The organism is Devosia beringensis, assembly GCF_014926585.1.
GTDB classification, from domain to species: Bacteria; Pseudomonadota; Alphaproteobacteria; order Rhizobiales; family Devosiaceae; genus Devosia; species Devosia beringensis.
Genome location: NZ_CP045422.1, coordinates 827,572 through 851,465, shown reverse-complemented (window position 1 = coordinate 851,465; position 23,894 = coordinate 827,572). Strand labels below are relative to the sequence as shown.

General features: G+C 65.2%; 18 protein-coding genes and 1 tRNA gene. 10 read left to right on the top strand and 9 right to left on the bottom strand.

Annotated features, from left to right (window positions below; genetic code table 11):
* The first annotated feature begins 85 nt into the window (after nucleotides 1-85).
* The 4 genes from GDR53_RS04190 (at nucleotide 86) to bglA (ending at nucleotide 4,617) form a co-directional block, all read left to right on the top strand.
* Complete coding sequence (locus GDR53_RS04190; protein WP_193336840.1) at nucleotides 86-1,162, top strand: Mrp/NBP35 family ATP-binding protein; 1,077 nt, start codon at nucleotides 86-88, stop codon at nucleotides 1,160-1,162.
* 35 nt (nucleotides 1,163-1,197) lie between these two features.
* A complete protein-coding gene (locus GDR53_RS04185) occupies nucleotides 1,198-1,470 on the top strand; it encodes a hypothetical protein (protein ID WP_193336839.1) in 273 nt (90 codons plus the stop codon).
* Between the two features lie 96 nt (nucleotides 1,471-1,566).
* A complete protein-coding gene (locus GDR53_RS04180) occupies nucleotides 1,567-2,901 on the top strand; it encodes a GH1 family beta-glucosidase (RefSeq protein WP_193336838.1) in 1,335 nt (444 codons plus the stop codon).
* A gap of 63 nt (nucleotides 2,902-2,964) precedes the next feature.
* The gene (gene bglA, locus GDR53_RS04175; protein ID WP_193337959.1) at nucleotides 2,965-4,617 is read left to right on the top strand and encodes a beta-galactosidase BglA; all 1,653 of its coding nucleotides are present in this window, start codon (nucleotides 2,965-2,967) and stop codon (nucleotides 4,615-4,617) included.
* Between the two features lie 75 nt (nucleotides 4,618-4,692).
* On the opposite strand, the gene GDR53_RS04170 is transcribed toward bglA, so the two are convergent.
* The 7 genes from GDR53_RS04170 to GDR53_RS04140 form a co-directional block, all read right to left on the bottom strand.
* Nucleotides 4,693-6,246, bottom strand: coding sequence for a dipeptide ABC transporter ATP-binding protein (locus GDR53_RS04170; protein WP_193336837.1), 1,554 nt, complete (start codon nucleotides 6,244-6,246; stop codon nucleotides 4,693-4,695).
* The gene (locus GDR53_RS04165) at nucleotides 6,236-7,072 is read right to left on the bottom strand and encodes an ABC transporter permease (RefSeq protein ID WP_193336836.1); all 837 of its coding nucleotides are present in this window, start codon (nucleotides 7,070-7,072) and stop codon (nucleotides 6,236-6,238) included. The genes GDR53_RS04170 and GDR53_RS04165 overlap by 11 nt, the downstream gene beginning before the upstream one ends.
* Nucleotides 7,069-8,022 (bottom strand): ABC transporter permease, encoded by a 954-nt coding sequence (locus GDR53_RS04160; protein WP_193336835.1) that lies wholly within the window; start codon nucleotides 8,020-8,022, stop codon nucleotides 7,069-7,071. Before GDR53_RS04160 ends, GDR53_RS04165 begins: the two co-directional genes overlap by 4 nt.
* 171 nt (nucleotides 8,023-8,193) lie before the next feature.
* Nucleotides 8,194-9,675, bottom strand: a complete 1,482-nt coding sequence (locus GDR53_RS04155; RefSeq protein ID WP_193336834.1) for an ABC transporter substrate-binding protein — start codon at nucleotides 9,673-9,675, stop codon at nucleotides 8,194-8,196.
* Between the two features lie 170 nt (nucleotides 9,676-9,845).
* Nucleotides 9,846-11,420, bottom strand: coding sequence for an ABC transporter permease (locus GDR53_RS04150; RefSeq protein ID WP_193336833.1), 1,575 nt, complete (start codon nucleotides 11,418-11,420; stop codon nucleotides 9,846-9,848).
* A 99-nt stretch (nucleotides 11,421-11,519) separates the two neighbouring features.
* Complete coding sequence (locus GDR53_RS04145) at nucleotides 11,520-12,566, bottom strand: extracellular solute-binding protein (RefSeq protein WP_193336832.1); 1,047 nt, start codon at nucleotides 12,564-12,566, stop codon at nucleotides 11,520-11,522.
* Nucleotides 12,567-12,770: 204 nt separating this feature from the next.
* Entirely contained in the window at nucleotides 12,771-15,470 is a 2,700-nt protein-coding gene (locus GDR53_RS04140; RefSeq protein WP_193336831.1) for a sensor histidine kinase, read from the bottom strand.
* A 333-nt stretch (nucleotides 15,471-15,803) separates the two neighbouring features.
* Between GDR53_RS04140 and GDR53_RS04135 the strand changes: the two genes are divergently transcribed.
* A tRNA-His gene (locus GDR53_RS04135) sits at nucleotides 15,804-15,880 on the top strand.
* A gap of 13 nt (nucleotides 15,881-15,893) precedes the next feature.
* Here GDR53_RS04135 and GDR53_RS04130 read toward each other — a convergent pair.
* Both GDR53_RS04130 and GDR53_RS04125 read right to left on the bottom strand, forming a co-directional pair.
* The gene (locus GDR53_RS04130; RefSeq protein WP_193336830.1) at nucleotides 15,894-17,927 is read right to left on the bottom strand and encodes a TadE/TadG family type IV pilus assembly protein; all 2,034 of its coding nucleotides are present in this window, start codon (nucleotides 17,925-17,927) and stop codon (nucleotides 15,894-15,896) included.
* 65 nt (nucleotides 17,928-17,992) lie between these two features.
* Nucleotides 17,993-18,583, bottom strand: coding sequence for a L,D-transpeptidase (locus tag GDR53_RS04125; protein WP_232846725.1), 591 nt, complete (start codon nucleotides 18,581-18,583; stop codon nucleotides 17,993-17,995).
* 248 nt (nucleotides 18,584-18,831) lie between these two features.
* Here GDR53_RS04125 and GDR53_RS04120 point away from each other — a divergent pair, with 248 nt between their 5' ends.
* From GDR53_RS04120 to hisG, 5 genes are all read left to right on the top strand, one after another.
* Complete coding sequence (locus GDR53_RS04120; protein WP_193336828.1) at nucleotides 18,832-19,473, top strand: DNA-3-methyladenine glycosylase I; 642 nt, start codon at nucleotides 18,832-18,834, stop codon at nucleotides 19,471-19,473.
* Between the two features lie 370 nt (nucleotides 19,474-19,843).
* On the top strand, nucleotides 19,844-20,104 hold the full coding sequence (locus GDR53_RS04115) for a hypothetical protein (RefSeq protein WP_193336827.1): 261 nt from the start codon (nucleotides 19,844-19,846) through the stop codon (nucleotides 20,102-20,104).
* 457 nt (nucleotides 20,105-20,561) lie between these two features.
* Complete coding sequence (gene hisS / locus GDR53_RS04110; protein ID WP_193336826.1) at nucleotides 20,562-22,058, top strand: histidine--tRNA ligase; 1,497 nt, start codon at nucleotides 20,562-20,564, stop codon at nucleotides 22,056-22,058.
* Nucleotides 22,055-23,119: an ATP phosphoribosyltransferase regulatory subunit gene (locus tag GDR53_RS04105; protein ID WP_193336825.1), complete on the top strand. Its 1,065-nt coding sequence runs from the start codon at nucleotides 22,055-22,057 to the stop codon at nucleotides 23,117-23,119. The genes hisS and GDR53_RS04105 overlap by 4 nt, the downstream gene beginning before the upstream one ends.
* Complete coding sequence (gene hisG / locus GDR53_RS04100) at nucleotides 23,116-23,823, top strand: ATP phosphoribosyltransferase (protein WP_193336824.1); 708 nt, start codon at nucleotides 23,116-23,118, stop codon at nucleotides 23,821-23,823. Before GDR53_RS04105 ends, hisG begins: the two co-directional genes overlap by 4 nt.
* Nucleotides 23,824-23,894 lie beyond the last annotated feature (71 nt).

The following is a 23,894-nucleotide window of genomic DNA, read 5'->3' as shown; positions in this document are numbered from 1 at the left end:
TGTGTGGGGATAAATCTCAGGATGGATTGCGGCCTGCGCCGCAATGACACTGGAGTTGTGGCGCCATAGCGCCCTCCCAAAGCCCATGGCCGATACCGATCTTGCCGCCGCCATCAAGTCCGCGCTCATCGCTGTCGAAATTCCGGGCGGGGGCGACCTGGCGACCTATGCCGGCCTTTCCGACATCATCGTCACCCCCTCGGCCGTGGCCTTTGCCATTGCGGTAGCGCCGGGCATGGAGGCCGCCTTCGGTCCCGCCCGCGAGGCCGCCCAGCAGGCGGCGCAGGCCGTGGCCGGCACGCGCAAGATCATGGTCTCGCTCACCGGCGGCAGGCCCCCGGCCAAGGCCGGTCCCACCTTCTCCCATGGCAAGCCGGTCCCGCCCGGCAAGACCGCGGTGCCCGGCATTAGGCGCATCATCGCCGTCGGCTCGGGCAAGGGCGGCGTCGGCAAGTCGACCACTGCCGTCAGCCTCGCGCTGGCGCTGCAGGCCGAGGGTCTCAGTGTCGGCATTCTCGACGCCGACCTTTATGGCCCCTCCATTCCCAAGCTGCTTGGCCTCGAGGGCCAGCCCGCCATCCGCGATGACGGCATCTTCTCGCCCCACGAGGCCTTTGGCCTCAAGGCCATGTCGATCGGCTCCATGCTGGTCAAGGACCAGGCCGTGGTCTGGCGCGGCCCCATGGCCACCTCGGCTCTGCGCCAGCTGCTGCGCGAAACCGATTGGGGCAAGCTTGACGTCCTGGTCATCGATCTGCCGCCCGGCACCGGCGATATCCAGATCTCGCTGTTCCAGCAGGCAGTGGTCGATGGCGTGGTCATCGTCTCGACGCCCCAGGACCTGGCGCTGATCGACGCCAAGAAGGCCATCGACATGATCCGCCGCTTCGACGTCCCCTTGCTGGGTCTGGTCGAAAACATGAGTTATTTCATCGCCCCCGATACTGGCAACCGCTACGACATCTTCGGCAGCGGCGGCGCCGAGCGGGCCGCAGTCGATCTGGGCCTGCCCTTTCTCGGTGCCGTGCCGCTGGTCATGTCGATCCGCGAGGGCTCCGACGCCGGCATCCCGCCGGTAGTCTCCGCCCCTGACGGTCCGGAAGCGGCGGCCTATCGTTCCATCGCCCGGCACATCCTGGCCCAGCTGGCCGCGCCCCGTTAGGGATTTGTTAAGCCGGCTGGCGGCATTATTGCCACATGGCCATCATCCAGAAAGTCAGCGGTTACGACGCTATCCTGGCGCAGCGCGCCAGGCGCGCCGACGCGGCTGCCATCGCCGAGGCCCGTTCGCAGGCCCGCCGCGAGGCCGCCCAGAACACCATGGCCAAGTCCGATGGCCTGCGCAGCACCCTGGCGACCACCATTGCCAATACCGGGGCCGACCAGTCTCAGCTGACCTCCCAGCTCATCCGCACCCGCATGGCGGAAGAGGCCAAGGCCAAGGCCCAGCCCTCCAAGTGGTACATCTGATCTCTCCCATCTGACCTCCGCAATCGATTGCACAGCCGCCTTTTCTGCGCTATCGGCTTTCACCCATTCACGGTGCAGCGCCGCCAAGGAGCGTAGATGTTCTCGATCGACCGCAAGGACTTTGGACCCGATTTCACCTTTGGCGTCGCCACGGCGGCCTATCAGATCGAGGGCGGCCAGCGCGATGGTCGCGGTCCCTCGATCTGGGACAGTTTCTCGGCTACCCCGGGCAATGTGCACAATGGCGATACCGGTGCGGTCGCCTGCAACCACTACGAACTCTGGCCACAGGACCTCGATCTCATCCGCGACGGCGGCTTTGACGCCTACCGCTTCTCCTTTGCCTGGCCGCGCCTGATCCCCGAGGGCACCGGCGCCGTCAATCAGGCCGGCGTCGACTACTACGACCGCTTGGTCGACGGCATGCTTGAGCGCGGCATCAAGCCCTATGCCACGCTCTACCATTGGGATCTGCCCTCGGCTTTGCAGGACAAGGGCGGCTGGATGAACCGCGATATTGCCTCCTGGTTTGCCGATTATGCCGCTCTTGTCGCCCAGAAGTTCGGTGATCGCCTTGAGGCCACGGCCACCATCAATGAGCCCTGGTGCGTCGCTTTCCTCAGCCATTATCTGGGAGCCCATGCCCCCGGCTATCGCGACAAGCGCGCCGCCGCCCGCGCCATGCACCACGTGCTGTTCGCCCATGGCACCGCCATCGATGCCCTGCGCGCCAATGGCGCCAGGAACCTGGGCATCGTGCTCAATCTCGAAAAGTCCGAACCCGCCTCCGACAAGCCCGAAGATCTGGCCGCGGCCGATTTCGGCGATGCCGTGTTCAACCGCTGGTATATCGAAGGCGTGCTCAAGGGCAAGTATCCCCAGCGCATGACCGAGTGGCTGGCCGATTACCTGCCGGCCAATTACCAGGACGACATGGCCGTGGTTTCGCGCCCGCTCGACTGGCTGGGCATCAACTACTACACCCGCGGCCTCTACCAGGCCTCGACCAAGCCCGGCGTGCCGGCCGAGCAGGTCAAGGGTCCGCTCGAAAAGACCGATATCGGCTGGGAGATCTACCCCAAGGGGCTCAGCGACCTGCTCGTTCGCGTCTCCAATGACTATACCAAGCTGCCCATCTACGTCACCGAGAACGGCATGGCCGAGGTCGAGGGCAGTGACGATCCGCGCCGCGTCAAATATTACGAGGAACACCTCAAGGCCGTGCTCAATGCCCGTGCCCAGGGCGCCGATGTCAGAGGCTACTTCGCCTGGTCGCTGCTCGACAATTACGAATGGGCCGAGGGCTACAACAAGCGCTTCGGCATCGTCCATGTCGACTACGAAACCCAGCAGCGCACCCCCAAAGCCAGCTACCGCGCCTTTCAGGGCCTATTGCCAATACAAGGTGAGACGGACTTTCGGCTGCCATAGTCGTGGTGCTAAGGGTTGGCGTCAAACGCCGACCCGGAGCCCGCCATGACTGCCAGTCCCTTTATGTCTTCACCCAAGACGGTCGACACCATCACCGACCCTGATTGGTGGCGCGGCGCCGTCATCTACCAGATCTATCCGCGGTCCTTCCAGGATCAGGATGGCGACGGTATTGGCGATCTGGTGGGCATTACCAGCCGCCTCGATTACGTCGCCGATCTGGGCGTTGACGCCATCTGGCTGTCGCCGGTCTTCACCTCGCCGATGAAGGATTTCGGCTATGACGTGTCCAATTACCGGGACATCGACCCCACCTTCGGCACGCTCGAAGATTTCGACCATCTGGTGAACAAGGCCCATTCGCTGGGCCTCAAGGTCATCATCGACCAGGTCATTTCCCACTCCTCCGACAAGCACGCCTGGTTCTCCGAAAGCCGACTGTCGCGCACCAATGAAAGGGCCGACTGGTATGTCTGGGCCGATCCCAAGCCCGACGGCACCCCGCCCAATAACTGGCTCTCCATCTTTGGCGGCTCCGCCTGGCATTGGGACAGCCGCCGCATGCAGTATTACCTGCACAATTTCCTGGTCTCCCAGCCCGACCTGAACTTCCACAACCCCGCCGTGCAGGATGCCCTGCTGGCCGAGATGCGTTTCTGGCTCGAGCGCGGCGTCGACGGCTTCCGTCTCGACACCGTCAACTTCTATTTCCATTCGACCGGGCTCGAATCCAATCCGGTGGTCAAGGCCGAGGATTTCAATGCCTCGACTGCGCCAGCGGTGAACCCCTACAATTTCCAGGAACACCTCTACGACAAGTCGCGCCCGGAAAACCTGGCCTTCCTGCGTCGCCTCCGCGCGCTGCTCGATGAATATCCCGGCCGCACCACGGTGGGCGAAATCGGCGACAGCCAGCACCAGCTCGAAATCATGGCCCAGTACACCTCGGGCGATGACATGCTGCACATGGCCTATACCTTCGATTATCTCGGCGGCGAATTCTCGGCCGGCCACTTCCGCAATGCCATCGAACTGACCGAGGCGCAGGCGCCGGACGGCTGGATCTGCCTGGCCTTCTCCAATCATGACGTGGTGCGCCATGTCAGCCGCTGGGCCAGCCATGGCCAGGAAGAGGCATTCACCCGCCTTGCCGCCACGCTGATCCTGTCCATGCGCGGCTCGGTCTGCCTCTATCAGGGCGAGGAGCTTGGCCTCAAGGAGGCCGATCTGTCCTTCTCCGACCTCGTGGATCCCTATGGCATCGAGTTCTGGCCCGAGTTCAAGGGCCGCGATGGCTGCCGCACCCCGATGGTCTGGCAGGCTCATGTGCGCAACGGCGCCTTCTCTACCGCCGAGCGGACCTGGTTGCCGGTGCCCGCCGAGCACCTGACCCATGCGGTCGATACCCAGCACGGCGTGGAAGGCTCGGTGCTCGAATTCTACCGCACCATGCTCGCCTTCCGCACAGCCCATCCGGCTTTGGCCAAGGGCAGCATCGAGCTGCTGCCGCTGCAGGGCGATGTGCTGGCCTTCATCCGCCAGCATGGCGACGAGCGCCTGGTCTGCGTCTTCAACATGGCCGAAGCCGCTGCCGTCTATCACCTGCCCGATGGCATGCAGCCCACCAGCGCTGATTGCCCCGGCGTCATCGCGGCATCGATCGATGGCGAAATCGATCTTGAACCCTTCGGCGCCTATATCGGCGTGCTGGCCTAGTCAGATCATGACCTGTCCGGCAAGCGGCACCTCCCCCATTAGGGGGAGGTACGGGCGTGACGCAGCCTGTTCCGGCTAGCCGATATCAGGCAGGCGCGCGGCCACCAGGTCGCGCGTCAGCGGGTGCTGCGGTTGCGCGAAAATCTGCGCCGGCTTGCCCTCTTCGATGATCTTGCCCGCTTCCATCACCAGCACGCGGTCGGCCATCGCTGCCACCATGTCGAGGTCATGGCTGATCAGCAGGTAGGTCAACCCATATTGGGCCTGCAATTGCGCCAGCAGCGCCAGCACCTCGCCGCGCACCGACATGTCCAGAGCCGACACGGGTTCGTCCAGCACCACCAGCTTGGGCCGCGTCACCAGGGCCCTTGCAATCGCCAGCCGCTGCCGCTGCCCGCCGGAAAATTCATGCGGATAGCGCGCCAGCATGCCGGCATCGAGCCCCACCGCTTCGATCGCCTCCACCACCCGCGCCTGCACATCCGCACGATCCAGTTCCGGCTCGAGCCGCAATGGCTCGGCCAGTGAGCCCCCCAGCGTCAGCCGCGGGTTGAAGCTCCCGAACGGGTCCTGAAATACCAGCGACACATCGCGCCGCAACGGCTTGGGCAGGTCCTTGCCGCGATAGCCTTGCCCGCTCAGCACGATCCTGCCGCTGCTGGCACTGTCGAGCCCCACGATGATCTTGGCCAGGGTGGTCTTGCCGCAGCCCGATGGTCCCACCAGCGCCAGGCACTCCCCCGCGCTGACGCTGAGGCTGACGCCATCGACCGCACGCACCTGTTGGTGTCGCCACCACAGCCCGCCGCCCTGCCGATAGTTGCGCGTCACGTTCTCGACCTGCAGCAGCGTCTCGCCCAATGCCGCACGCGCCACCACCGGCAGCGCCAGCCGCGATGCCGCCACCAGCCGTTGCGTATAGGCCTCGCGCGGCGCCCCGAACACCGCCGCCACCGGGCCGGTCTCCACAAGTCGGCCCTCGTGCAGCACCGCCACGCGTGAACACAGCGCCGCCACGGCTTTGAGGTCATGGCTGATGAAGATCAGCGCCATCTGCCGGCGCGCGCAGATTGCCGCGATCAGGTCGAGCACCACGCGCTGCGTGACCAGGTCCAGCGCCGAGGTCGGCTCGTCCGCAATCAATATGTCGGGCTGCCCGGCCAGCGCCATGGCGATCATCGCCCGCTGCCTTTGCCCGCCCGATAGCTGATGCGCGAAGCGCTCGCCCTGCCTTTCGGTCAGCCCGACCTCTGCCAGCAGCTGCGGTACATCGCTATCGGTTATGGCGCCCGGGTTCAGCGCGATGGCCTCGGCAATCTGCGCCCTGATCCGCATCAGCGGGTTGAGCGCCGTCATCGGCTCCTGGAACACCATGCCGATCCGCTTGCCGCGCAGCCGCGCCATGGCGCGTTCATCGCGGGGCAGGGGCGTTCCGTCCAGCCTGATGTCGCCGCCCATTTCGGCGCCTTCGGGCAGCAGGCCCGTTATCGCCAGCGCCGTCAGCGTCTTGCCCGAGCCGCTTTCCCCGATAATGCCGAAGCGCTCGCCGCGCCCCAGCACGAGGCTCACATCGGCCACCGCAGCGGTGGCACCAAAGCGGACCGACAGGCCCTCAACCTCAAGCAACATTGGTCTGTACCTGCCGCAGGCGTGGATCCACGGCGTCGCGCAGCCCGTCGCCCGCCAGGTTGAGGCCGATCACGATCAGCACGATGGCCAGGCCCGGCGCCAGGCCCAGCCAGGGATGGATCAGGAAGACGCTTTGCGCGTCCTTCAGCATCAGGCCGAGGCTGGTTTCCGGTGGTTGTGTCCCGAGCCCGATATAGCTCAGCCCCGCCTCCGCCAGAATGCCCAGCGACATCTGGATCGTGCCCTGCACGATGATCAGGCTCAATATATTGGGCAGCAGGTGGCGATAGGCGATGGCCGCATTGCCCAGCCCGGCCAGCCGCCCGGCGGCGACGAAATCGAGCGTTGCAATGCTCAGCGCCCCGCCCCGTGCCACCCGGGCAAAGACCGGGATGTTGAATATGCCGATGGCGATGATGGCATTGATCGCCCCCGGCCCGATCAGCGCCGTTATCAGGATGGCCACGACCACGGCGGGAAAGGCGAAAATGAAGTCCGACAGGCGCAGCACCAGCCATTCCACCGGCCCGCCCCAGGCTGCCGCTGCCAGCCCCAGCGGCACGCCCACGCCCACCCCGATCGCCACCGCGACGGCTGCCACGACAAAGCTGGTCAGCGTACCGGCCATCAGCAGCGAGACCATGTCGCGGCCCAGATTGTCGGTGCCCAGCCAGTGCTCGGCCGTCACCCCGAGGAACCGCCGCCCGATATCGATGTCGGCAATGGGGAAGGGCGTCCATACCAGAGAGACCATCGCCAGCAGGGCAAACAGCACGCTTATACCCATGCCGACAACCAGGCTCGGATGCGCCAGCAGCCGCCTCATGAACTGGCGCCTTCGCGCAGCCGCGGATCCACCAGCCCATAGGCAAGGTCGGTCAGCAGCATGGTCAGCGTCACCGCGATGATCAGGATCATCGTGGCGCCGCGGACCAGGATCAGGTCGCGTTCCGAGATCGCCGTATTGATCAGCCGCCCCAGCCCGGGCAGGTAGAACACGTTCTCGACAATGATCGTCCCGGCGATGAGAAAGGCAAATTGCAGCCCCAGAATGGTCAGCACCGGCAGCAGCGCATTGCGCACCCCATGCCGCCACACGGCCTCGCCCATGGTCAGCCCCTTGGCCCGCGCGGTGCGGATGAAGTCCTGCCCGGTAACATCGACCAGCGCGGTGCGCATCACCCGCGCCAGGATCGAGGCCTGCGGCAGCGCCAGCGCCAGGCTGGGCAGGATCAGGCCGCGCAGCGCGGCGCCGGCATCCTCGTCCCAGGGCGTGAACCCGCCCGGCGGCAGCCAGCGCAGGTTCACCGCAAAGGCCAGCACCAGCAGCATGCCCAGCCAGAAGCCGGGCACGGCTATCCCGGTCTGGGCCACAATCATGATGGTGGTATCGAGCGCCTTGCCCCGCCGCCGTGCCGCCAGAATGCCCAGCGGCAGGCCCACGGCCATGGAAACGCCCATGGCCAGCAGCGATAGCGGTACCGTGACGCCGAGCCGCCCCCAGATCAGTTCGCCCACCGGCGCCCGCTGGGTATAGCTCATGCCGAAATCGCCACCCAGCATGCCCCAGATCCAGCCCAGGAAGCGCTGTGGCGCCGGGACATCGAGCCCCATCTGCATCCGCAACCGGGCCACCGATTCAGGGGTGGCATTGAGCCCGAGCATGAACTGCGCCGGATCGCCGGGCAGCAGATCGAGCAGCACGAAGATGACCAGCGCCGCCACCAGCAGCGTCGCGGCAAAGCCGAGCAAACGGCGCAGGATAAAGAGGATCATATGGAGATTGGGGCCAGACGACCCCCACCCTCATTCCCTCCCCACAAGGGGGAGGGAAGCCTGGCCTGTGGGAGGCCGAAATTGTGCCGCTGAGCGTCGTCCCAGCGCCTCCCTCCCCCTTGTGGGGAGGGATTGAGGGTGGGGGTGGTCACGCGCGCGATGCTGGAGCGACTACTCTGTCCAGGCAATGTCGCGCAGCACCAGGCCCTCGATGGGCGAGTTCTGCCACATGCCGGTGAGCTTGGCATTCCAGACCCCGGTCTGGGCCAGCTCGAACAGATAGCCGTTGACGGCGTCCTGGGCGAGGATGGTCTGGGCCTCGATGGCCAGTTCCTTGCGCTTGGCCTCGTCGGTCGTGCCATTGAGGGTCTCGATCAGCGCCTGGAAGTCGGGATTGTCATAGCCGTAATAGTAGTCGGGGTTGGCATAATTGCCAATGTCGAAGGGCTCGACATGGCTGATGATGGTCAGGTCATAATCCTTGTTGGTATAGACGTCCTCGATCCACTGTGCCCATTCCACATTGATCAGCTCGAGCGTGATGCCCACCTTGGCAAACTGGCTGGCCAGAATCTGGCCCGACGTGCTGGCATAGCCCACCGGTGGCAGTTTCAGCGTCGCGCTGAAGCCATCGGGAAAGCCGGCTTCCGCCAGCAGCGCCTTGGCGGCTTCGGGGTCGAATGGATAGGTGCCCGTCAGGTCGACATAATAGAGGTTGTGTGGCGCGAACGGCGCCCCGATCGGCACGCCATAGCCATAGGTGGCGCCATCGATAATGGCCTGCCGGTCGATGGCATGGGCAATGGCCTGGCGCACCTTGAGATTGTCGAAGGGCGCCTTGCTGTTGTTCAGCGTCAGGATGGTCTCGCCTTCCGTCGTGCCCACCAGCACCTTGAACTGCGGATTGCTCTCGAACACCGGCAGCGCTTCGGCCGCGAAATTATTGGTGCCGTCGATATCGCCGGCCAATAGCGCATTGGTCATCGTCGCCGTGTCGCCGATGAACAGATAGGTTGCCTTGGTCAGGTGCACGGGCTCGCCCCAATAGGGCTGGTAGGCCTCGAGCACCACACGGCTGCCCTTGTCCCACTGCACGAAGGCGAATGGCCCGGTGCCGATCGGCTCATTGGCATTGTTGTCGGCACTCTCTGGCGCCACGATCACGGCGTCGCCGCGACCGAGATCGAACAGGAACCGCCCGATGACATGGTCGAGCGTCATCTGCACGGTCAGCGGGTCGATCACTGTCACGCTGGTGATGGGCGTGTAGAATTCCTTGTGCGCATTGACGCTGTCTTCGGCCAGGATGCGATCGAAGGTGAACTTGACGTCCTCGGCATCGAACGTGCTGCCGTCGTGGAAGGTCACGCCGTCCTGCAGCGTGAAGGTATAGGTGAGTTCGTCTTCCGAGATCGTCCAGGCACTCGCCAGCCCCGGCTGCACGGCGCCATTCTGGTCCACGCGGGTCAGGCCCTCGAAGATGTTCTGATACACGACGATGTCGATGGCTTCGGCGGCCCCGGCGGTGGGATCGAGCGCCGGTGGCTCCAGCGCCACGCCGATCCGCACTTCGCTCGGCTGGGCCAGCGCCATGCCGGTCAGCGCGCCGGTCAATGCCACGGCGAGCCCGACTGCCTGCAACGTCTTGTTCATAGGGTAGCTCCTATTGCGGCGACACTGTCGCCTTCGATCCGCAGCGGGGGGCCGCATTCAGGGTCCAACCTGCAAGCCCATCGCGTCGAAATCATGCCGGGGCGTGAGGCACCGGCTCCCATGCCGCACCATATAGGGGATCGCCGCTAACATGGCAGCATGCCCTCTTGTTATACTTTCCTACGATCGCCCAGTCTCGTAGCAAGAATGACCGGGATAAGCCCGGCCAGCACGATAACCAGTGCGGGAAGCGCTGCCTGGGCAAAAAGTCCGACATTTGCCCGCGCATAGACCAGCGTCGCCAGCGTCTCGACGCCCAGCGGCCGCAACAGCAGCGTCGCCGGCAATTCCTTGACGATTTCCACAAAGACCAGCGTGCCGGCGCTCAGGATGGCCGGCATCAACGTCGGCAGGTCGATGCGCAGCAGCAGGCCCAGCCGCCGCTCGCCCAGCACCCGTCCCGCGTCGAGCATGGCGTCGCCGCGCTTCTTGATGGCTGCGTCCAGCGTCGAATGGCTCACCGCCAGAAAGCGGATCGTATAGACATAGAGCAGCGCCGCCATCGAGCCGGAAAGGATCAGCCCGGGTCGCCAGTCGGCCAGCGCCATGGTTATTCGGTTGAACCACAGGTCGGCCTGGCCCAGCGGCTGCAGCAGGCCTAGCGCCAGCACCGTGCCGGGTATGGCATAGCCCAGCGTCGCCAGCCGGATCGCGCCGCGGGCCGTGCTGCCGCTGCGTTGCCCCAGCTTGGCCGCCACCAACCCGATACACACCGTGATCAGCGCCCCCGTACCGGCGAGGATCAGCGTCGGGATCAGGGCAGAAACCGTCAGGCCCACCGTTTCGGGCAGCACCATGCGGAAGGCCAGATAGGTCAGCTGCCCCACGGGAATGCCAAAGCCCAGCGCCAGCAGCATCAGGCAGAAGGCAAAGGCGCTCCAGCGTCGCATCCCCGCCAGCGGCTCGCGCGCCGGTGGCACCCGGCTGTCGCGGCGCGCCAGATAGACCCGGTCCCGCCGGGCTCGCTGTTCGGCGGCGATCAATAGGCCAATCACCAGCACCACCGTCACTGCCAGCTGCGCGGCGCCGCCGAAATCGGACCGGTTGATCCAGGTCGAATAGATGATCGCGGTAATGGCGTTGATGCCGAAATACTGCACCGCGCCCAGATCATTGACCACCTCCATCATCGCCAGCGTCACGCCCACCACCAGCGCCGGTCGCGACAGCGGCAGCGTCACCGTGAAGAAGGTGCGCATGCCGCCCGCGCCCAGTGTACGGGCCGCAATATTGAGCGAGGCCGACTGCATCAGGAAAAACGCCCGGCAGGCCACATAGACATAGGGGTAGAGCACGCTTGAGAGCACCAGCGCGGCGCCCCATTGGCTCCTGATGTCGGGAAACCAGTATTCGCGCAGCGTCGTCGCCCCGTTCACCGCCCGCAGCGCCGTCTGCAGCGGGCCGGTAAAGCCCAGCACCTCGACATAGCAATAGGCGGCCAGATAGGTGGGCACGGCCAGCGGCAGCACCAGCGCCCAGTCGAACAGCCGCCGCAGCGGAAACTCGTAATGCGTCACGAGCCAGGCGGCGATCAGGCCGACACACCCCGTCAGCACCCCAACCGAGCCCATCAGCAGCGCCGTCTCGCGCAGGGCGGTCGGCAGCATGGTAGCCGCCAGTCCATTGCTGCCTGAGGCGATCGACCCCAGCGCCGACCAACCCAGCCAGACAATGGGCAGGCCCATGCAGCCGGCCAGCAAAAGCGGAACGACCGGCAGGGCCAGGGCCCTGCCGGTCTGCCCATCACGGCGATCGGCGACTGCTTGCGTGATGGGCCTGTCCCTCTAGTTCTGCGGGCCTTCGTTGAAGCGCAGCTCATCGACCAGCGCTGCCGCAGCGCCGCGATTGGCGGCCACTTCGGTCAGCGGCACGGGCGATGGCTTCAATGTACCCCAGCTGAGCACCAGATCGTTGATCGGCGCGCTGGCCACCACCGGGAACTCGTAATTGGTGTCGGCATAGATGCCCTGGGCCTCGTCCGACAGCAGGAAGCCGATCAGCGTGTTGGCATTGTCCACGTTCGGGGCATTCTTGGCGATGAAGCCACCGGCCACGTTCACCTGGGTGCCATCTTCCTCGGCATTGGGGTAGATGATCCGGGCAGCATTGGCCCAGTCCTTCTGCTCCGGCTCGGCCTCGTTGTTGAGCATGGCGCCCATATAGTAGGTATTGACGATCGCCAGGTCACAGGTGCCGTCGAGGATGTTCTTGACCTGACCGCGGTCATTGCCGTCGGGAGCGAAGGCCAGATTGTCGCGCACCTTGGTCAGCCATTCGCGGGCCTTGTCCTCGCCATTGACGGCGATGTAATGGGCAATCAAGCCGATATTGTAGGCATGGTCGCCAGGGCGGGTGCACAGGCGCCCCTTCCATTCGGGCCCGGCAATATCCTCATAGGTCAGCGCCGTGGCGTCGACCCGCTCCTTGGACACATAGAACACGCGGCTGCGCAGCGACAGCGCCGTCCAGTTGCTGTCGTCATCGCGGAAGGCGGCCGGCACGCGCTCGGCCAGCGCCGGATTGGTGATGGGCTGCGTCAGGCCCTGCTCTTCGGCACCGACCAGATTGCCGATATCGACCGTCAGCACCACGTCGGCGGGCGACAGCTCGCCCTCGGCCGCCAGGCGCTCCAAGAGGCCGTCGCCGGCATAGAGCACATTGGCCTTGATGCCCGTCTCGGCGCTGAACCGGTCCAGCAGCGGCTGCAGCAGGCTCTGCTCGCGATAGCTGTAGATATTGACTTCCCCGCTCTGGGCAAAGCTTGGGACAGCGGCGCCAGCCATGACGACCGAGGTCAGCAGGGCGGCCGCAAGGCGTGTGGAATGGGTCATGGCGGTCTCCAATGCGCAATGGGCGAGGTCATGCCTCAGGTGCCGCGTTCTGGCCCATTGTCTTGGACAAGTCAATATTTGCAAACAAAATCAATGACTTGAATACTAGAAGCGTTCAAAACTGCACCAAATTTAGGCAGTGAAATCAGGCTTTTAGCTGATTGGAACAATCCACTTTTAGTGCTGCGACAAATGCGCCGCCGGCTATTCGGCAATGTCGGTGGCCTCGTCGCGCTCCACCAGATCGGCGGGAATCTTGAGCGTGAACAGCATGCCCTGCTCGCCCGCCGGATCGACCGTCAGTGAAAAGGCATTGACCGCCAGCAGCGAGCGCGTCAGCGCCAGCCCGACGCTGGAGCGCACCGGCGCCCGCATTTTGCCGTCGCGGTCCACCCCGTCGCGGAACACCACGAAGCGCTCTGCCATGTCCACGGCATTGACCGAATTGTCGCGCACATGCACGGCAATCCCGCCATTGTCTGCGGGCTGCGCCGATATCACCACCGCCCCGCCATTGGGGCTCTGGTCGATGGCGCTGGCCAACAGGTTGAGCACCGCCTGCTCCAGCGAGGCGCGATCGGCGATCAGCCGGGGCAGGGATTCCGAAATGGCATTGCGCACGAACACGCGGGCATTGCTGGCCTGCTGGCGGATGCGCAGCACGCAGCTTTCCAGCAGTTCGGTCAGGTCGATGCTGGCGCGCTGCGGCAGATAGCGGCCGTCACGCAGCCTTGCATAGTCTTCCAGCTCATCGACCAGCGCGGCAATGTCCTGCCCGGCGGCGCTGATATCGCGCGCATAGGCCAGCAATTGGGCGGTGTCCGCCGCGCCCGCACTGGCGCCGATCAGGTCGGCAAAGCCGATGATCGAGTTGAGCGGCCGGCGGATGCCGCGGCTGATCCGGCCCAGCAGGGCCGGGTCGACATCGCTCGGGCCGGCCAGTCGCACCGGCACCGCTTCGCGGCCGCGCACCAGCCCGAAATAGCCCGTCACCACGCCGGCCTGGCCTTGCGCAAACAGGGTGATTTCGGCCCGCCCCGAGCTCGACTGCAGCGTCAACCACGGCCGTTCCGTTTCGGCAAAGCGCGCCGGCCGGTCGAGAAAGTTGCGCAGCGCCGCCACCTCGCCGCCAGCGATCACGCCGGTCAGCGGTTTGCCGTCGACGAGGCCGGTCTGGCCCAGCAGCGCCGCCGCCTTGGGCGTCAAGCGGCTGATGACGCCGGTCCGCGTCGCCTCGAAAAATCCGTCGCCGCGGACTTCGGCGAGCGCTTGGGCAAAGGCATTGACGGCGCCTTCGTGTCCCGTCCGCACTTCGGTCGTGCTGGCCGACAGCATCAGGGCAGGGCGCCCATGCCAGGAGATCGACTGCAGCCGCGCGGTCACCGGCACCATGGTGCCGTCGCGCTGCACCAGATGGTTGACCGGCCCGGCCTCCTGCCCCTCGGGGCCGGCAGCGGGGAAGACGGCAGCCAGCCCGGCCTGGCGCAGCGCCTCGACCGAGTCATAGCCCACCATTTCGGTGATGGCCCGGTTGGCAAACAGCACCTGCTGGTCGCGGAACACCAGAATGCCCAGTGGCAGCCGGTTGAGCACCAGCGTTTCGCCGCCCAGATTGATCAGCGCCCCGCGCTGCGCGGTGGGCATGGCCGGCTGCGGCGTCTGGCTGCCCTCGCCGACGCGGTCATTGAGAATGCGCGACAGCTCGTCGAAATTGTAGCGTGACACCCGTTCGACGATTTCCGGATCGGTTGTGGGCGGCGGCGCAATTTCGGCCAGCGCCGCGCTCAGCCGTTCTGCCGCGTCCGGTTCTTCCGGCGCGGCGGTGTCATCGGCAGCGTCGAGCCGGCTCAGATCGGCAAGATCCGCATCGGCGTCCGTCTGCGCTTCCGCCACCACGTCATCGGCAATGAAGCCGCGTCCGGTCACCTTGAACAGGCTGCCGGTCGTCTCCGGCACCGTGTCATCGGCCAGCGGCGCCCCGGGCGCATCGGCTTGCTCGGGGGCGCTCGCCACCAGGCCATCATCCGCCTCGGTCAGCGGCGCATAGAGCGCCTCGTCCGCGGCCATCCTGTCCACCAGGCGGCTTAGCCGGCTGCTGGCCGGGTTGGACTCTGCGCCAGCTTCCGCGACCGCCTCGTCCTCGGCCTGCGGCATAGCCTCGGCTGCCGGCGCGGTGTCCACCAGGCTCAGCGCCGGCGGGCCATCCTGGTCGGCGGCGCGCCAGCTGTCGAGTTCCTGCGCATAGGCCGAATCATCCCGCGCATCAGCTGCAGCTTCCTCGGATTCGTCCGGGCGCGATGCTTCTGGCTCGGTCGAGCCGTGGTCATCTTCCGCCGTCCACGCTGCCGCATCGGACAGTCCCGCATCGTTCTCATAGGGTGCCGGCGTTTCGCCGCCATCTGCCACAGGCTCATCCGGCATGGGCGCGTCCACGGCCGCCTCGTCATCCGGCGCTGCAGTCGCCATCCCGGCGTCCCGCGGCAGCATCCCGCTGTCTTCATCCTGACGTTGGGCCTGGGCCTCCGCGGCCGCGGCCATGATCTCATCGGTGATCGCGTCCACGCCGACAATCAGCAGCGCGCTCTGGCCATCCTGCCAGGTCAGCGGTGTAGTGGCGCAGGTGCTCGATGTCGGCTTGTCGCCGGCCAGGAACTGGATACGCGCCAGGCTGGTGCGGCCAGGCGAGCCCAGCCTTATATTGCGCGCCACCTGTCCCTTGATCGGCACGGCTGGGGGCGCCAGCTTCAACCCATGCTTTTTCAGCTTGGCCAGAAACAGCCCGGCGGCCCGGTTCTGCCAGATCAGCGTCAGCCCGTCATGGGACCATAGCCAGGCCGGCCGCGGGTCATCGGCATGCTGCAGCACACGCGGTGCATGGGGCAATGTGGTCCACTCAGCATTCATAAGCTGCCGTCTTCTCCATTCCGGGACGGTGGCCAATTGTACCAATTCGGCACACTTGTTCCCGGAACCTTAAGCTTTCTTCAATATAGGGCGGGGTGCGCAGGGTCCAGAGCAGCCGGGCACTTGGGCCCCGGCTTTGCCCCGCATGGTTAAGCCGGGCCCGGTTGGCCTTGCCCTGCGCCGCGCGGGCAGGGGTGGTCCGGGCCGGTTTTGCCAGCGCACAAAATGGCTTGGGAAGAGGGTGAAATGGGTGCTTGTCATACCGGATTTCTCGCCCTATGTTCCGCCCGCTGTCGGGATGCGGCTTCGCCTCACCCCTCGCATGGCTTTTGTGCCGCCTTAGCTCAGTTGGTTAGAGCGCTAGATTGTGGATCTAGAGGTCCTCGGTTCGATCCCGAGAGGTGGTACCATTCTCCCCGCCCATCACTGCGATAGCCGAAGTGCTGACAGCTCGTTGGCAATGCTGGCAAACACCGCCCGCAATTCGCCCGGGGTCTGGGGAAAAAACGCCTTCTCGCTGGCGCTGGCGCAGTCGCGCAGCATCTTTTCCACTGTCGCCTGGCTGCTCTGCGTCGCCTGGTTGGTCGCCAGTCCGATCGTATAGACGGTGATGCCGGCCTTCTTGGCATTCTCGCAAGTCTGGCTGGTGCGCGTGTTCATCTCGTTGACCAGAGAGGCATTGGCGGTGTTCAGCGTGCCCATGCGCTCGACAGTGCCGCTGCTTGAGGACGTCGTGCTGGCATTGCGCGAATTATACGGCAAGCCATAGGCTGAATTGTAGCAGTTGCCGTTGAGCGCGCGTAGGGCGTCGCCGCAATGGCTGCTCAGGTTATAGGCCGTGTTCTCGCCGTCGGTCATCACGATCAGCACCTTGGAGGTGGCCGTGTCGAAGGCGCCGCCCTGGTCGAAGGGCAGGCTGGGCGTCAGCACCCGATAGCCCCACGCGGTGCCCTCGTGGATATTGGTCCCGCCTTCCGCCTGCATGCTGTTGATAGTCGCGACGACGGTCGCCGGCGCATCCGTCAGTGGCAGGATGGCCGTGCGCGTGCAGTCGGCATTGGGGCCCTTCGAGAAGTCGTTGACTGCCGTCTGGCTATACTTGCACACGCGTTCCTGCAGCTCGCGGTCCGAAAGGCCGGTGGGTTTGTATCCGCCACCTTGGCAGTTGCGCGACCGCTCGAACGTGCGGTTATTGCCGCTGCCGCTGACCTGCGTGTAGCTGCTCCAGCTTGTCCAGGTCCGGCAGTCGCAACTCGGTGCGTGCGGGCCATACCACGCGGAGCTATACTTCTCATTGCTCGTAAAATCAGTCTGGCCGGAAGGCGTCGGTGCACCGGCGTTCTGCGTGGTGCAGGAACCGTTAGATTGGCCGCTGTTGCAGCTTGTCCTCTGCTGGGTCTGTGTGCACTGGGCCGAGCCAGCCGTCGAAGGCCTGTCACAAATGGCGGGGCTGTCCGTCAGATAGTCATTGGCAGCGCCCAGACCATCAGCCATGTCAGGCGACAGCAGGGGCACATAAAGCGTGTTGCTCCCCACGGGGGCGGTATCGTCGGTATCCAGATATTCGTTGCTTGTTGAACCGGTCTTGATGTGCGGACGCGCTTCGACGCAGCCGCGCCAGGCCACCCCGGTCCGACCAAATAGTGTCAAGCGATTAGGGACCGCAGACGCCGGCGGGCTGCCTGGCAGCGTGGTTTCATCATCATCGGTGTCGAAATTGTCATTTGAGGTGACCGACGCGCCCGTTTTGTCGATCCAGGCGGCGCTGGAGTTGCCGGCGCCGACATTGACGAACATGGTGAAGGGCACCACGGCGAGGCGGACATTTTCCACCTTCTTGGCGGTCGCGGTGTTGACGCAGCTGTCGGGCGCATTCGACTTGGTTTCGACCGCGTCGTAGAACAGCGTATAGGTGGCGCAGTTGGCCGCGTCCTTGAGGAACTGCATGCGCTGTCTGGTGCCATTGGCGCCAGCGCCGGTATAGGACATCGAGCCCGAATTATCGAGCACGAAGGCCACTTCCAGCGCCAGCTTCTTGCGCGTCGCCTGCGATTTGACCCGCGCCTTGAGCTCCGGAACCCCCACCAGCGACACGAAAATGGTCTTGACGGTCAGTTCCGCCTCGAGCGTCAACGTGCCATTGGTCACATCCACCACAGGCGTTTCGAGACTGGCCGAAAGCGCCGCGTCGGTGCCCAGCCGGTCCAGCACCAGCGCCTGGGCCCGGCTCTTGATGTCGCCGATATTGAGCGGTGTCTTGAAGATTTCCGGCTGCAACGCCAGCGTGGCCGCATCCAGCGCGATCTGGGCGCGGTTGCGCACCTGCTCGAGCGAGACATAGTCGACCACTGCCCCGCTCAGCGCCACCAGCACGATGGCCATTAGGCCGAAGATGACGGCAAAGGCGCCGCGCTCGTCGCGTCCAAAGCGGGTAAGCAGGCTGGCAAGTTGACGCATGACGCAGGTACCTATCGGCTGATTGCCCCATACCGGGGCGTGCCGAGTGTCGCCAAAATTCCTTATTAAAGCACGACCACCTTGGTATTAAGTTTGACGCGTTCGTAAAGGTCGATGACGTCGGCATTGGTCATGCGGATGCAGCCCGAGGACACGTTCTGCCCGATGCTCCAGGGCTCGGTCGTGCCATGGATGCGATAGAGCGTCGCGCCGATATAGAGCGCCCGGGCGCCCAGTGGATTGTCCGGTCCACCCGCCATGTGGCGCGGCAGCTCCGGCCGGCGCTTGAGCATTTCGGCCGGCGGGGTCCAGCTCGGCCATTCCGCCTTGCGCGACACCTGGTGCGTGCCGCGCCATTCAAAGCCCGTCTTGGCCACGCCGATGCCATAGCGCAGCGCGCGCCCGTCGCCGAGCACGAAATAGAGGAAATGCGCCCCGGTATCGACCACCAGCGTGCCGCTGCGTTCGCTGGTAGGGTAGGAGACGACCTGGCGCAGGAACATCGGATGCACCGCCATATTGGCCTGCATGGCCAAGGCGTGGCGCGGCGCCGATTGCGTGATGGTAATGCCCGGCGGGGGCAGGAAGCGCCATCCCGGCTGCAGGCCCTGACCCATGGCCGGCAGCATTGCCGCCACACTGAGCAGTAGCGCCAATGCGCCTCTTGCTGCGATTGTCTTTCCCATTGTCCCACCCGCGCATGATGACCGGCAACATGCCGGCGCTTGGCAATCAGCCTGCCGTAAATTGCCCAATCTGCGGTGAACCGGCATGGTTAAATCATGGCTGTGTCCGTTGGTTAGCACCGGGTAAACGCGCTGTTGGCAAGCGCCGACACCGCCATTCCCAAGGCCTGATTCCCGCGCTATGCAAGGTCCATCCTTCCCAGCCAGGGGCGTCACCCATGACCGACATCATGTCCGATCTGCCAGCATCCGCTTTGCCCCGTTGCCCCTGGGCCGGCGACGATGCGCTCTATCGGCATTATCACGACGCCGAATGGGGTCGCCCCGTGGTCGATGATGTCAGGCTGTTCGAAAAGATCTGCCTCGAAGGCTTTCAGTCGGGCCTGTCCTGGATCACCATCCTGCGCAAACGCGAGAATTTCCGCGCCGCCTTCTTCGGCTTCGACATTGCCCGCGTCGCCGCCATGGACGAAGCCGATATCGAGCGCCTGCTGCAGGACGCCGGTATCATCCGCCACCGCGGCAAGATCGCCGCCACCATCAACAATGCCGCCCGCGCGCTCGAGCTGCAGGCCGAGTTCGGCTCCCTCGCCGCCTATTTCTGGAGCTTCGAGACCCGGCCCGAACATCGACCCGATGACCTGAGCTGGGCCGCCCTGCGCCTCATGGCCCAGACCGATGCCTCCCGTGCGCTGAGCAAGGATCTGCGCAAACGCGGCTTCAAATTTGTCGGCCCCACCACCTGCTATGCCTTCATGCAGGCCATGGGCCTGGTCAACGACCATACCAATGAGTGCTTCTGCCGGACCGATGTCGAAGCCGAACGCACCGCCCTCACGCGTCCCGTGCCGGCGCGCTGACCTTCGGCAACCTGTTGCCATTGCGCAACATTGTTCGCCAAGTGCGACATCCCGCCACACGCCTTCTTGCGAGTCACGAATCCGTGAGCTAGAAGCGCATTGTCCACAACCGCCAACCCGAGGGAGGCAGCTACATGACAGTCAAGTTTGTATCGCTCCATCTGGGTGAAGCCATGCGGCATTGCAGCCGACGCTAGGCGTCGGTTCCCAAGCCCCACTCGGTCATTCTCGTTTCGCGTCGTGACCGTGGACAATCCCAAGCCAACCGATTGATACGCTGAAACCGGGTCGTCTTGCGTCCCCCGGCCAGCCAACGATCACCCACCAACCCAGAAGGCCGGACTGCGTCGCAACGCACCCGGAAATCATAATGTCCAATGCAACCCTTCCCGAGGGCAGCGTCGTGCTGCGCCTTGAATTCTCCATCGCCGACGCTGTCCAGCAGCGCGGCCTGCTCTCCGTTCTGGGCACGGCCATCGCTGCCTGGTGGAACCGGCCCCGCCTGCCGCAGAACCTGCCCAACCACCTGCGGGCCGATATCGGCCTGCCGTTGGATTACGGCCCGCTGCTCTGGTATTCGGTCCCGTCGGTCTCGGCGGTCCCCAGTCTGGACAGGCGGAGACGCCAATGAACTGCCATGGCGGTCGGGGTCCCCCCGGCCGCTGCTTCTGCCGCTTATCCCCGGACCCCAAACCTGTGCGCATAATCATGCCATCGCTCCACACGGCGGCCTGCAGGCGAACAGTGGTGGGGTGAGCCGGGTGGGGGTTTTGCCTCTCCCACAGGTTCCGAGACGGCCGTGCGAGGACGAGCGATCCCCATGCCGCCGAACAGTTCCAATAACTTCGAACCGGCCGCAGGCAAAATCGCTCCGGTGGAGCGATTTTAGGCGAGAAGGCCATGAGAGCTGCGCTCGAATGGCAAGCCCCGAGGCGGTCTTCGTCTCACTATTTTAACTTACCAGAGGCGAAAGCCGCCTCGGGGTCCGCTCCTCTGTGACAACCGCGATGCAGGCGGCGTTTCCGCGCGCCTGTTGTCTCCACCCCTTTGATCGTCTAACAACACGGCGACCGAGCAGGACTGCCAAAATGACCGAAAAAACCAAGCTGATCGCCCCGCGTTTGCCACGCGGTTTTGAAGACCGTACGCCCGGTGACATCGCCGCCGTGGGCGCCATGATAGACACGATCCGGCAAGTCTATGAGCGCTATGGTTTTGATCCGGTCGAAACCCCGCTCCTCGAGTTCACCGAAACCCTCGGCAAGTTCCTGCCCGATACCGACCGGCCCAATGCCGGCGTCTTTTCCCTGCAGGACGATGACGAGCAGTGGATGAGCCTGCGCTACGACCTGACGGCGCCGCTCGCCCGCTATTTCGCCGAGAATTTCGAGACCTTGCCCAAGCCCTATCGCTCCTATCGCCAGGGCTATGTCTTCCGCAACGAAAAGCCCGGCCCCGGCCGCTTCCGCCAGTTCATGCAGTTCGATGCCGATACCGTCGGCGCCGCCAGCCCCGAGGCTGATGCCGAAATGTGCATGATGATGGCCGATGTCATGGATGCGCTGGGCCTGTCGGGCCAGTACATCGTGCGCGTCAACAATCGCAAGGTGCTCGACGGCGTGCTGGCCACCGCCGGCGTCTCCAGCGAGGGGCAAAAGCTCACCGTCTTGCGCGCCATCGACAAGCTCGACAAGTTCGGCCCCGAAGGCGTCCGCCTGCTGCTCGGCGCCGGCCGCAAGGACGAGAGCGGCGACTTCACCAAGGGCGCCGGTCTCACCGAAGACCAGATCGCGCCGCTCCTGGCCTATGTCGCCAGCGGCGAACCGGCTCCCGGCGTCGCCCGCGGCAGCAATGCCCATGTCGTGTCCACCATCAATGCCCTGGCCGGCCTCATCGGCGGCTCGGCCACGGGCCTTGAAGGCGTCCAGGAACTGGCCAGCATTTTCGGTCTCGTCCAGGCCGGCGGCTTTGCCGATCGCGTCGTGCTCGATCCCTCGGTCGTGCGCGGCCTCGAATATTATACCGGCCCGGTCTTTGAGATCGAGCTGACCTTCAAGGTGCAGAACGAAAAGGGCCAGGACGTGGTCTTTGGTTCGGTTGGTGGCGGTGGCCGCTATGATGGCCTCGTCTCCCGCTTCCGCCGCGAACCCGTCCCCGCCACCGGCTTTTCCATCGGCGTCTCGCGTCTGGCCAGCGCCCTCAAGCTCACCGGCAATCTCAACGCCGCCGAGCCGGTGGGCCCGGTCGTCGTCCTCGTCATGGACAAGGACCAGACCCCTGCCTACCAGGCCATGGTTGCCGAGTTGCGCCGCGCCGGTATCCGCGCCGAAATGTTCCTGGGCAATACCAAGAATTTCGGCAAGCAGGTCGCCTATGCCGATAAGCGCAATGCCCCCGCTGTCATCATCGAGGGCAGCCAGGAGCGTGAGCAGGGCATCCTGCAGGTCAAGGATCTGGTCGCCGGCAAGCAGGCTGCCGCCGCCATCACCGACAATGCCGAATGGAAGGCCGCACGCCCCGGCCAGTTCGAGATCAAGCGCGAAGACCTGGTCACCGCCATCCAGACCCTGCTGAGCCAGCCATGACCGGAGCCGGGCTGCGCCGCGCCAATCTCGAAACCCTGGTCGAAGCCCAGGGCGCCACGCGCTCCACACCGCCTTTACTGCTCTCGGCCGATCCCTATTTCGATCTGGCCGGCGAGGAGTTCGGCCGCCGCCTGCTGCTGACCACCGACGCCACGGGTGCTGAACACTGCCTGCGCCCCGATTTCACCCTGCCCATCGTCCAGGCCTATATCGCCGATGGCGTCGGCAAACCGGCCGCCTTTTCCTATCTCGGGCCCATTTTCCGCCAGCGCGATACCGGCGCCGCCGAATTCGATCAGGCCGGCATTGAGCTCTTGGCCCAGCCCGATGGCGATATCGCGCTCGATCAGGTGCTGACCTTTGCCCGCGCCGCCGCCTCCATCTTCGGCGTCGCGCCTCAGATCCGCCTCGGTGGCGTTGGCCTCTTCGAGGGTCTGCTGGCCCAGGCCGACATGCCCGATGCCTGGCGCCCCCGCATCCGCAACCGCTTCGGCCATACCGAGGCGCTCGACCGCCTGCTGACCCGCCTCGAAGCCGCCCCCGATCTGGCGCGCGAGGCCCAGCCGAGCCGCGACGACCTGATCGAGGATGTCACGGCCCAGATGGTCGCGGCCGGTCTCAGCCTTTCCGAAGGCCGCACCCCCGACGAGATCGCCGACCGCTATCTAGAACAGCAGGCGCTCGACGCTGCCCATGTCCCGCCGACCACGCTCAAGCTGCTGCGCGACTATCTCGCCATTTCCGGTCCCGTGCTGCAGGCCCTGACCCAGGTCGAGGCCCTGGCGCAAAGCCACAGGCTGATGCTGGGGGCGCCCATCCGCGCCATCCGCCGTCATCTCAATGGCCTGGGCGAAGCCAAGGTCAGCTTTGACGCCAGCTTTTCGCCCCGGCTCGATTACTATACCGGCATTGTCTTTGAACTGACTGGCCCGGGTGGCGAGGTCCTTGCCTCGGGCGGTCAATATGATCGCCTGCTCGAACGCCTCGGCGCCAGGGCTCCCATCGCGGCCTCCGGCTGCTCGGTCTGGGTCGATCGCCTTGAAGCTGAGGTCACCCCATGACTGGCATTACCCTGGCCGTTCCCTCCAAGGGGCGCCTTGAAGAACTCACCCGCGACTGGTTCGCCCAAAAGGGCATGACGATCACCCGCCCGGGCGGCGCGCGCTCCTATCTCGGCGCCATCGACGGCCAGCCCGACATCACCGTGCGCTTCTTTCCCGCCTCCGAAATTGCCCGCGAACTGATCCGCGGCAGCATCGATATCGGCGTCACCGGGCTCGATCTCGTCCACGAGACCAGCGAGGCCGGCCCGGCCAGCGTCTCCATCGCCAGCAAGCTCGATTTCGGCAGGGCCGATTGCGTCGTCGCCGTGCCCGAGGCCTGGATCGACGTCACCCATATGCACGATCTGGCCGATGTCGCTTCCGACTTCCGTGCTCGCCACGGCCGCTGGCTGCGCATCGCCACCAAATATATCACCATCACCCGCCAGCATTTCGCCAAAGCCGGCATCGCCGAATACCGCACGGTGGAAAGCCTGGGCGCCACCGAGGCGGCACCGGCCTCGGGCGTGGCCGATATTGTCGTCGACATCACCACCACAGGCTCCACCCTGGCCGCCAATGGCCTGCGCGTGCTCGAGGATGGCATCATGCTGCACAGCCAGGCCTGTCTCGTCGTCTCGCGCACCGCCGACTGGTCGCCCGAGCGCCGTGCCACGCTCGACCATCTGCTCGCCCGCATCGGCGTAACGTCCGGCCTCTGAAGTCGGCGGGGACGCCATTGCAACAGGCGTACGATTCGCGGCACAAGGGACCAAAATGGCCTGGGGGGCGC

Bases quoted from the DNA above. Each gene is read 5' to 3' on its own strand.
- GDR53_RS04145 (WP_193336832.1), bottom strand. From the start codon at position 12,566: ATGACCCATTCCACACGCCTTGCGGCCGCCCTGCTGACCTCGGTCGTC.
- GDR53_RS04160 (WP_193336835.1), bottom strand. From the start codon at position 8,022: ATGATCCTCTTTATCCTGCGCCGTTTGCTCGGCTTTGCCGCGACGCTG.
- GDR53_RS04165 (WP_193336836.1), bottom strand. From the start codon at position 7,072: ATGAGGCGGCTGCTGGCGCATCCGAGCCTGGTTGTCGGCATGGGTATA.
- GDR53_RS04140 (WP_193336831.1), bottom strand. From the start codon at position 15,470: ATGAATGCTGAGTGGACCACATTGCCCCATGCACCGCGTGTGCTGCAG.
- GDR53_RS04155 (WP_193336834.1), bottom strand. From the start codon at position 9,675: ATGAACAAGACGTTGCAGGCAGTCGGGCTCGCCGTGGCATTGACCGGC.
- GDR53_RS04170 (WP_193336837.1), bottom strand. From the start codon at position 6,246: ATGTTGCTTGAGGTTGAGGGCCTGTCGGTCCGCTTTGGTGCCACCGCT.
- GDR53_RS04130 (WP_193336830.1), bottom strand. From the start codon at position 17,927: ATGCGTCAACTTGCCAGCCTGCTTACCCGCTTTGGACGCGACGAGCGC.
- GDR53_RS04120 (WP_193336828.1), top strand. From the start codon at position 18,832: ATGACCGACATCATGTCCGATCTGCCAGCATCCGCTTTGCCCCGTTGC.
- GDR53_RS04190 (WP_193336840.1), top strand. From the start codon at position 86: ATGGCCGATACCGATCTTGCCGCCGCCATCAAGTCCGCGCTCATCGCT.
- GDR53_RS04180 (WP_193336838.1), top strand. From the start codon at position 1,567: ATGTTCTCGATCGACCGCAAGGACTTTGGACCCGATTTCACCTTTGGC.
- hisG (WP_193336824.1), top strand. From the start codon at position 23,116: ATGACTGGCATTACCCTGGCCGTTCCCTCCAAGGGGCGCCTTGAAGAA.
- bglA (WP_193337959.1), top strand. From the start codon at position 2,965: ATGTCTTCACCCAAGACGGTCGACACCATCACCGACCCTGATTGGTGG.
- hisS (WP_193336826.1), top strand. From the start codon at position 20,562: ATGACCGAAAAAACCAAGCTGATCGCCCCGCGTTTGCCACGCGGTTTT.
- GDR53_RS04185 (WP_193336839.1), top strand. From the start codon at position 1,198: ATGGCCATCATCCAGAAAGTCAGCGGTTACGACGCTATCCTGGCGCAG.
- GDR53_RS04115 (WP_193336827.1), top strand. From the start codon at position 19,844: ATGTCCAATGCAACCCTTCCCGAGGGCAGCGTCGTGCTGCGCCTTGAA.
- GDR53_RS04150 (WP_193336833.1), bottom strand. From the start codon at position 11,420: ATGGGCCTGCCCATTGTCTGGCTGGGTTGGTCGGCGCTGGGGTCGATC.
- GDR53_RS04105 (WP_193336825.1), top strand. From the start codon at position 22,055: ATGACCGGAGCCGGGCTGCGCCGCGCCAATCTCGAAACCCTGGTCGAA.